At 56.8% G+C, this 7441-nt stretch carries 11 protein-coding genes; all 11 read left to right on the top strand.

Annotation, left to right across the window (positions count from 1 at the left end):
* Nucleotides 1-351 (top strand): head-tail connector protein (locus ACF8PE_RS02420; RefSeq protein ID WP_392494493.1); only part of this gene is annotated, 351 nt, incomplete at its 5' end.
* 60 nt (nt 352-411) lie between these two features.
* A complete protein-coding gene (locus ACF8PE_RS02415) occupies nt 412-612 on the top strand; it encodes a hypothetical protein (protein ID WP_392494491.1) in 201 nt (66 codons plus the stop codon).
* A 2-nt stretch (nt 613-614) separates the two neighbouring features.
* The gene (locus tag ACF8PE_RS02410; RefSeq protein ID WP_336657755.1) at nt 615-947 is read left to right on the top strand and encodes a phage head closure protein; all 333 of its coding nucleotides are present in this window, start codon (nt 615-617) and stop codon (nt 945-947) included.
* Entirely contained in the window at nt 940-1425 is a 486-nt protein-coding gene (locus ACF8PE_RS02405) for an HK97-gp10 family putative phage morphogenesis protein (protein ID WP_392494489.1), read from the top strand. Before ACF8PE_RS02410 ends, ACF8PE_RS02405 begins: the two co-directional genes overlap by 8 nt.
* The gene (locus tag ACF8PE_RS02400; RefSeq protein WP_392494487.1) at nt 1422-1787 is read left to right on the top strand and encodes a DUF3168 domain-containing protein; all 366 of its coding nucleotides are present in this window, start codon (nt 1422-1424) and stop codon (nt 1785-1787) included. Before ACF8PE_RS02405 ends, ACF8PE_RS02400 begins: the two co-directional genes overlap by 4 nt.
* Nucleotides 1788-1837: 50 nt before the next feature.
* Nucleotides 1838-2335, top strand: coding sequence for a phage tail tube protein (locus tag ACF8PE_RS02395; protein WP_148569303.1), 498 nt, complete (start codon nt 1838-1840; stop codon nt 2333-2335).
* A 50-nt stretch (nt 2336-2385) separates the two neighbouring features.
* Complete coding sequence (locus ACF8PE_RS02390; RefSeq protein WP_392494485.1) at nt 2386-2763, top strand: phage tail assembly chaperone family protein, TAC; 378 nt, start codon at nt 2386-2388, stop codon at nt 2761-2763.
* A gap of 212 nt (nt 2764-2975) precedes the next feature.
* On the top strand, nt 2976-3446 hold the full coding sequence (locus ACF8PE_RS02385; protein ID WP_392494483.1) for a hypothetical protein: 471 nt from the start codon (nt 2976-2978) through the stop codon (nt 3444-3446).
* Nucleotides 3443-3931, top strand: coding sequence for a DUF1833 family protein (locus ACF8PE_RS02380; RefSeq protein WP_392494481.1), 489 nt, complete (start codon nt 3443-3445; stop codon nt 3929-3931). The genes ACF8PE_RS02385 and ACF8PE_RS02380 overlap by 4 nt, the downstream gene beginning before the upstream one ends.
* Nucleotides 3932-3940: 9 nt before the next feature.
* A complete protein-coding gene (locus tag ACF8PE_RS02375; RefSeq protein ID WP_392494480.1) occupies nt 3941-4321 on the top strand; it encodes a nitrite transporter in 381 nt (126 codons plus the stop codon).
* On the top strand, nt 4318-7404 hold the full coding sequence (locus ACF8PE_RS02370; protein ID WP_392494478.1) for a host specificity factor TipJ family phage tail protein: 3087 nt from the start codon (nt 4318-4320) through the stop codon (nt 7402-7404). The genes ACF8PE_RS02375 and ACF8PE_RS02370 overlap by 4 nt, the downstream gene beginning before the upstream one ends.
* The last annotated feature ends 37 nt before the right edge of the window (nt 7405-7441 follow it).

The following is a 7441-nucleotide window of genomic DNA, read 5'->3' as shown; positions in this document are numbered from 1 at the left end:
AAAAATCCAAAGCTGGGGGTAAAGGTGGAAATAAGCGCGGAGCAGATGGCGCTGATAAAGACGCATCTGAGGGTTGATAGTGACTTAGAAGATTCGCTTATCGCTGCCTACGCATCGGCGGCCGTCGATTATGTTGAGCAGTTCTGCGATGGCGCGCTGGTGGAAGCCATGACGCCGACACCTGAAGACAGAGAACCTCCCCGTGAGGTTCTTTTTACTCCCGGGATCTGGGCCGCAATGCTTTTGTTGATTGGTCACTGGTATGCGAACCGTGAAGCGGCAGCGCAGAACCTTACGGAAATGCCGCTGGGCGTTGAGGCACTTCTGATGCGCCACCGGAGGTGGCACTGATGGCCTGTTCAGGATGTGCCGCCCGCCGTGAGTGGCTTAAAAACTGGATGAAAATCGCCTATGAACGAGCAACAGGTAAACGAACTGCTGAAAGCGCTGGAGTCCCAGACAAAGGCGCAGAAAGACCAGACCGCCGCGATAAACCGCCTGGCGGAATCCAATGAAGCGCTGGCTGCCGTGATTTACCAGTCGATGGTCTCTGATGAGGACGACGACGGGTTACCACCGCAGACCTATCTGAGCGGTAAATCCAGGGGATAAACATGCAGGCAGGCAAACTGAACAAGCGCGTGAAGCTACAGAAGCCTGTGAAAACGCAGAGTCCGGCCACCGGCGCGGTGGTTAATGGCTGGGCTGATGTTGCTGAACTCTGGGCTAACGTTACAGACCTTTCCGCGCGCGATTTTGTGGCCGCACAGGCGGGGCAAAATGAGATCACGACCCGGATCACCATCCGCTGGCGTGAAGATGTCACCGATAAACACCGTATTCTTTACCGCGGACGAGTCTACGACATTCAGGGTGTGCTGGAAGACGATAAAAGTGGTCTGGAATATTTAACGCTTCCATGCTCCCGTGGGGTTAATGATGGCTGATGGCATTGATGTTCAGATCACCGGCATTGAGTCGCTGAAGCAGAAACTCAACGAGGTGAATGACGACCTGAAGCGAAAGGGCGGGCGCGCTGCGCTGCGCAAAGCAGGCAACGTTATTGTGAACCAGATTAAGGCGAACGCCCTGGGTCTGGACGATCCGAAAACGGCGCGCAGTATTGCAGATAATGCGGCGCAGCGCTGGAATGGAAGGCTGTTTAAGCAAACCGGCAACCTCGGCTTTCGGATTGGTATTCTGCAGGGGGCGAGACTCAAAAAGGATCCCAGCCTGGCCGCAGATGCACCCACACCACACTGGCGTCTGCTGGAGTTTGGTACGGAAAAAATGACACCGAAACCCCTTGTTCGCGCAGCGGCAACCTCCCGCACTCAGGAGGTGATCGCCACGTTCGCCACCGAGTATGAAAAAAGCATTGACCGGGCGCTGCGACGAGCGCGCCGAAAAGGAGGCGGATCGTGATTGCTCCCCTGTTTTCTGTGTGCGTGGCCAGTCCGGCAGTGCGGGCGCTGATTGGCGATTCGCCCGTGCGGCTTTACCCGTTCGGACAGCAGGACGATAACGTGATTTATCCCTATGTCGTCTGGCAGAACGTGAACGGCGCACCTGAGAACTATCTCGGCCAGCGCCCGGATACAGATACCTGGTCACTGCAGGTTGATGCCTGGGCCGATACCCCGGATGAGGTGATTGCTGTGGCCGCCGCGCTGCGTGATGCCATTGAACCCCATGCACATATAACCCGCTGGGGCGGGCAGGAACGAGACCCCGAAACAAAGCGCTATCGCTATTCCTTCGATGTTGACTGGATAGTGAAGCGATAACCCCTCAATACACCGGCCCGGCGCCGGTTTTTTTATACCCGGAGATAACTATGTCAGTAGTGACTCAAGGCACGCAGCTCTTTGTTCTCGCGAACGGGGCTGTAAGCGAAGTGGAGTGCATCACAGCCTTTTCGCCCGGCGGAAACCCCGCCGACCAGATTGAAGATACCTGCCTGAGCGAGCGCAGCACGCGAACCTATAAAAAGGGTTTGCGTACTCCGGCTGCGGCAACATTAACCCTCAATGCCGATCCCGCTAATGCCAGTCACCTCATGCTGCACAGCCTGGCTGAGTCTGATAATCAACAGGATCTGACCTGGGCGGTTGGCTGGGCTGATGGCGAGTCAGAGCCAACCGTTGCAACTGGCGCTGACCCTGATGCCGTTGATGGCCTTTCGCTTCCTGATGACCGCACCTGGTTTGTTTTCAAAGGTAAGGTGACTGATTTCCCGTTCGACTTTGCAGCGAACACTGTGGTCTCCACCTCCGCAACGGTCCAGCGCTCAGGTCCTTCTGTCTGGGTGCCAAAGGTTCAGGCTGGTAGTTAATTATTAGCGGGGTATGTTCCCCGCTCATCAATATTCTTACAGGAAATTTCATGAAACTTACTATGGATTCATTAAAGCAGGCTGGTGCATTTACTGGCCGACCTGTCGAGAAGGAAATCACCTGGAAGCAGGGCGATCAGGAATTAACGGCGACCGTATATGTGCGACCAATGGGTTATCACAATGCGGTTACTAACGTTCTTTCTATTGCTGGAAAAATCGATGGTGTCGCCGGGCGCATCGCATCTTCTATTTGCGATGAAAACGGTAATCCTGTTTTCACCGTCGCTGACATTACTGGAGAAGCAGATCCGGAACGTGGTGCGCTTGATGGCGCACTTACCGTAGCTCTACTCGTTGCCATCCAGCAGGTGAACGACATGGGAAAGGCGAACTCAGCGCAGACGACGAGTTCTGGTGTGAATTAGTTCTCAATGGGATTGGCGGCCGCACCATTGCCGAGGCAAAAGAGCGAATAAGCATCACCGAATATCGCGACTGGATCCTCTACCGGAAAAAATTCGGGAGCCTCAACGGGATGATGCGCACCGAATGGGCCGCTGGTCTTATTTCTTCTGTGCTGGCAAACGTCATCCAAGGCGCTTAACGGTTGGTGGACAGTAGGAAGGAAAAAACGCTGATGGCTATTTCAACCAGCATTAACTATCCGCATGACGCATTACCTGTACCGCTACAGGAGGGCTACGGGCTGCGCCCTGTCAGTCCTATAGCCAGGACACAAATGACCAGCGGGAGGGCGCGACAACGTCGCCGCTACACCTCAACCCCAACTGTCGCCACTGTTTCCTGGCTGCTGACTGATTCTGAAGCTCAGGCATTTGAGGCATGGTACCGCGATGCGATTACCGATGGCGCAGCTTGGTTCAACATGAACTTGCGCACGCCGGGAGGGGAGGCGGCAAAAGTTTGCCGTTTTACGGATATCTACCAGGGCCCAGATCTGGAGGGCGGAAACTTCTGGCGCTACTCAGCTGAGCTTGAATTATACGAACGCCCCTTACTTCCTCCTGGATGGGGCAATTTCCCGGAACTGGTGGCCGGCAGCGATATTATCGATCTGGCGTTAAACAGGGAGTGGCCTGAAGCATGACAAGTCCAGTTCTGAACAGGCTTTATGCCAGCGGTGGTGATGAGGTCATTATCGACACGCTGCAGATCACCGTTGGCGGCCACGATTACTGGCTGACCCGCGGCTGGGATGACATTACCGTCACGCTGGAGAATGGCGCTCAGGCAACATACCTTGGCTCTGCCATCGATGTGGCGCTGCCGGCGCGAAATTCTGACGGCACCCAGGATCTAAAATTCGCCATCAGCAGTATCGACGGCGTGGTTTCAACGGCGATCCGCAACGCGCTTGACAGCCTCAGCGATGCCAGCATGACTTTCCGACGGTATGTCTCGACCGACCTTTCCGCACCCGCGACGCCGCCATTTACACTGGCAATTAAAGAGGGGTACTGGACGGCGACGGAAGTACAGATCACCGCTGGCTACATGAATATTCTCGACACTGCGTGGCCTCGCTACCGCTACACGCTGCCTGACTTCCCGGGTCTCCGCTACCTCCAGTAGGAAATCACCATGTTCAATCCTGATAAATACCGTTCTGTCGAGTGGCAGAAGGGCGGCCGGGTTTACCCCGAGCTTGACTGCTTTGGCATCGTTAATGAAATCAGGCGCGACCTTGACCTGATACCGTGGCCTGATTTCGCTGGGGTCACGAAAGATGATAACGGTCTCGATCGGGAGGCGCGCGGGTTAATGGTTGATCTGCAGCTTTGTGAGCCTGTACCTGGCGCGGGCATTGCCTGTTATTCCGGTTCAGTGGTGACTCATGTTGCCATAGTGGTCGAGATTGACGGCCAGTTGTGCGCCGCTGAGTGCAATCCACGAACTAATGTGACCTTTCTGCCGCTGGCGCGGTTTGCGCGCCGCTTTGTCCGTGTGGAGTACTATCAGTGACGATTCGAATTTATCCCTCCCGGCTGCCAGGTGAGCCGCTGGAAAAGCACGAACATGAAACCATGACCCTCAGCGCCTGGTTTGCGCAGAACGTGCAGGGCTGGACACCGGATCAGCAGCATCCTGTCGCGGTTGAAATCGACGGCGTTCCCGTTCCGCCAGCAGAGTGGCCACTGTGCGTTATCAAACGTGAAACCGATGTCAGGATGTTCCCGGTGCCCTACGGTACTGGTGCTGAAATCGCGATTTGGGTTGCGGTCAGCGTAGCTGTCGCTTCTGCGGCGTACAGCATCTACATGATGAGTACGATGTCTCAGCCAGGCGGCAGTGGTGCCCAGGCGGCGAGCGGCGATCAGATTGACCTCAACCCGGCCAAAGCAAACGCAGCGAAACTGGGTGACCCCATCCGGGAGATCTTTGGAAAATACCGTGTCTGGCCTGATTACGTGATGCAGCCGGTAAGCCGTTTCGTCAACGAAACCAGCATGGAAACAAGCATGCTCCTGTGTATATGCGTCGGCGACGTGGCTATCAACCAGTCTGATCTGAAGGTGGGGAATACGCCATTTTCTTCCTTTGGCACTGACATAAGTTACAAAATCTATCCACCTGGCGCTGACGTATCCGGCGACACCCGCACCGAAAACTGGTTCAACTCACCAGAAGTGGGGAATACGGGTTCCGGTACCGCAGGGCTGGATCTGGGTTCCAGCGGCCCGGAAACAGTGAGTATCATCGCGGATGCGCTGGTCGTGTCCGGCAATACCATCACGCTGGTTGACGTATCGGCATCCGGCGGGGATGAGGAAATCCCTCAGTCCTGGACCGTCGGGACGGTGATCACCGTGCTTGCGCCCAACTCCTATACGGTCGTGTCTTCCGGCGGTTACAGCGTCATTTATGGCGGGATAGAGGAGCTGGCCCCGTCTGTCGGCCTGCCGGTGACGCTTAACTATAACGGCAATGACTATGACCTGGTGATCGCCAGCTATGCCCCGGGCGTTCCGGCGGTGCCCGGGGTGGGCGGCAGTGCCGCAACCATAACAGCCAGCGCAGCGCCGACCACGTACGATTTCAACACCGCGCCGGTGACGTTCAGCATCAGTTGGCAGGGCACGACCTATCCGGTTTCGCTGGTTACCAACTACGTCACCATGTCGGGGCTGCTTTCGTCGATCACCTCGCAGCTCTCAGGCTCTGGCCTGGTCGCGCGCGATAACAGTGGGCGTCTCGAAATAGGTGAGTCCAGCAGCCCCTTTGCTGGCGGGGCCATCACCAACAGTCCGCTACCAGCTACTGCGTTTGGTGATGCGCCAGTCAATACGGCGGGCGTGAAATCAACGGGCGGTACGGCGGAAGTCAGGGCGCATATTACTCTTGCCTACAACAGCGCCGCCGGAACCCCGTTCACCGGACTACCGGAGGGTATTCAGCGCTTCTCGCTGGGGTTGGCTGGCAATCAGTTCAGGATCACCGATGTTGACAGCCAGACTGTCACGGTTGAGCGGGTAACGGTCACTACCGGCCTTGGCAGTGAGACAATCACGACGCCGGACCCATCGTGGCCTGGATTTACTGAGCGCACACTGCTGGATGCCACCGTGACGGGTGTCAGCGATGACTATGAGTGGGTTGGTCCGTTCCTCGCCTGCCCTGATGGCGAAACTCTGGATGCTTTCGAGGTTAATATCAACTTCCAGAGCGGACTGGTGCGTTACACCGATAAGGGGAATAAGCGCGCAATGCCCGTGCGACTGGTTATCCAGTATCGCAAGGTTGGCACCACTGCCTGGGCACAGCAATCACCTTTTTATTCGCGAAGCACCGAAAACCAGATCGGTTTCACTCATCGCTACAACGTATCGCCTGGGCAGTATGAGATCCGCATGCGCCGCACTGAGCCGGTCAAGGGTGGAAGCACCCGCGATCAGGTGTTCTGGCAGGCGCTGCGCTCTCGCTTGAGCAAACGGCCCACGAAGTACGAGGGCGTCACCACCATGGCGCTGACAGTGCGCACCGGGAACCGGCTGGCGGCCATGTCAGATCGCCGGATAAGCGTCACGCCAACCCGGCTTTACAGCGGCGGGAGGACGGCGCGGAGTATCAGTGGTGCGCTTTACCACGTGCTGGAGTCGCTAGGGTTCACGGCAAGCCAGATTGATACGGCGGCGATCAACGCGCTGGAGCAGAACTACTGGACGCCCCGCGGTGAAAGGTTCGACTGGGCGAGCGGTGAGAGTAAGTCAGCGCTCGAGGTGCTGCAGAAAATCACAAACGCCGGGATGGGGTACTTCCTGTTGTCGGATGGGCTGGCCTCTGCCGGCAGGGAAGGGATTAAGCCTTGGGTCGGTATGATCACCCCTCAGGAAACCACCGAGGAACTGCAGACCGCGTTTAAAGCTCCGTCGCAGGACGATTACGACGGCGTGGACGTGACCTATATCAACGGCACAACCTGGGCAGAAGAAACCGTGCAGTGTCGACAGCGTGGCAATCCTACGCCGGTGAAAATCGAAAGTTACACGCTGGATGGTGTTCTGGATGAGGACCGTGCTTACCGCATCGGCATGCGCCGGTTGCTGGGCTACCAACTGCAGCGCCTGCAGCACACGACCTCAACCGAGATGGATGCGCTCTGCTACGAGTTCATGGATCGCATTGTAATGGCCGACGACATTCCCGGCAGCCAGACGCTGAGCTGTCTGATTACCGATATGGCGTATGACAGCAGCAAAATTACCATGACACTCAGTGAGGCGCCGGACTGGTCGTTCCAGAACCCGCGCGTGATTATCCGCCATCAGGATGGCCGGGCATCGGCAATGGTGGTGCCGACACGCATTGACGATTACACCCTCTCGGTGCCGTACAACGCCGCGCTGGAGCCGGAACTATGGGCGATGAAAGATCCACACATTGAGCCGCCGCGCCTGCTGTTCTGCTCGTCTGTTCGAGTCCCTTACGACGCACTGGTTGGGGAAATAACCCCAGGCAACGATGGGATCAGCCAGGTAACGGCCATTCAGTACCACCCGGGCAAATATGCCTATGACGACGCCACCTATCCCGGCAACGTCGCTTAACAGCACTTAAATATTATCTGACCCGCTTCGGCGGGTT

Source organism: Leclercia sp. GLN_9, assembly GCF_043105735.1.
GTDB classification, from domain to species: domain Bacteria; phylum Pseudomonadota; class Gammaproteobacteria; order Enterobacterales; family Enterobacteriaceae; genus Enterobacter; species Enterobacter adecarboxylatus.
The sequence above is the reverse complement of the archived record's forward strand: the minus strand, read 5'-3'. Positions and strand labels throughout refer to the sequence as shown.

Bases quoted from the DNA above. Each gene is read 5' to 3' on its own strand.
- ACF8PE_RS02415 (WP_392494491.1), top strand. From the start codon at position 412: ATGAACGAGCAACAGGTAAACGAACTGCTGAAAGCGCTGGAGTCCCAG.
- ACF8PE_RS02410 (WP_336657755.1), top strand. From the start codon at position 615: ATGCAGGCAGGCAAACTGAACAAGCGCGTGAAGCTACAGAAGCCTGTG.
- ACF8PE_RS02405 (WP_392494489.1), top strand. From the start codon at position 940: ATGGCTGATGGCATTGATGTTCAGATCACCGGCATTGAGTCGCTGAAG.
- ACF8PE_RS02395 (WP_148569303.1), top strand. From the start codon at position 1,838: ATGTCAGTAGTGACTCAAGGCACGCAGCTCTTTGTTCTCGCGAACGGG.
- ACF8PE_RS02390 (WP_392494485.1), top strand. From the start codon at position 2,386: ATGAAACTTACTATGGATTCATTAAAGCAGGCTGGTGCATTTACTGGC.
- ACF8PE_RS02385 (WP_392494483.1), top strand. From the start codon at position 2,976: ATGGCTATTTCAACCAGCATTAACTATCCGCATGACGCATTACCTGTA.
- ACF8PE_RS02380 (WP_392494481.1), top strand. From the start codon at position 3,443: ATGACAAGTCCAGTTCTGAACAGGCTTTATGCCAGCGGTGGTGATGAG.
- ACF8PE_RS02375 (WP_392494480.1), top strand. From the start codon at position 3,941: ATGTTCAATCCTGATAAATACCGTTCTGTCGAGTGGCAGAAGGGCGGC.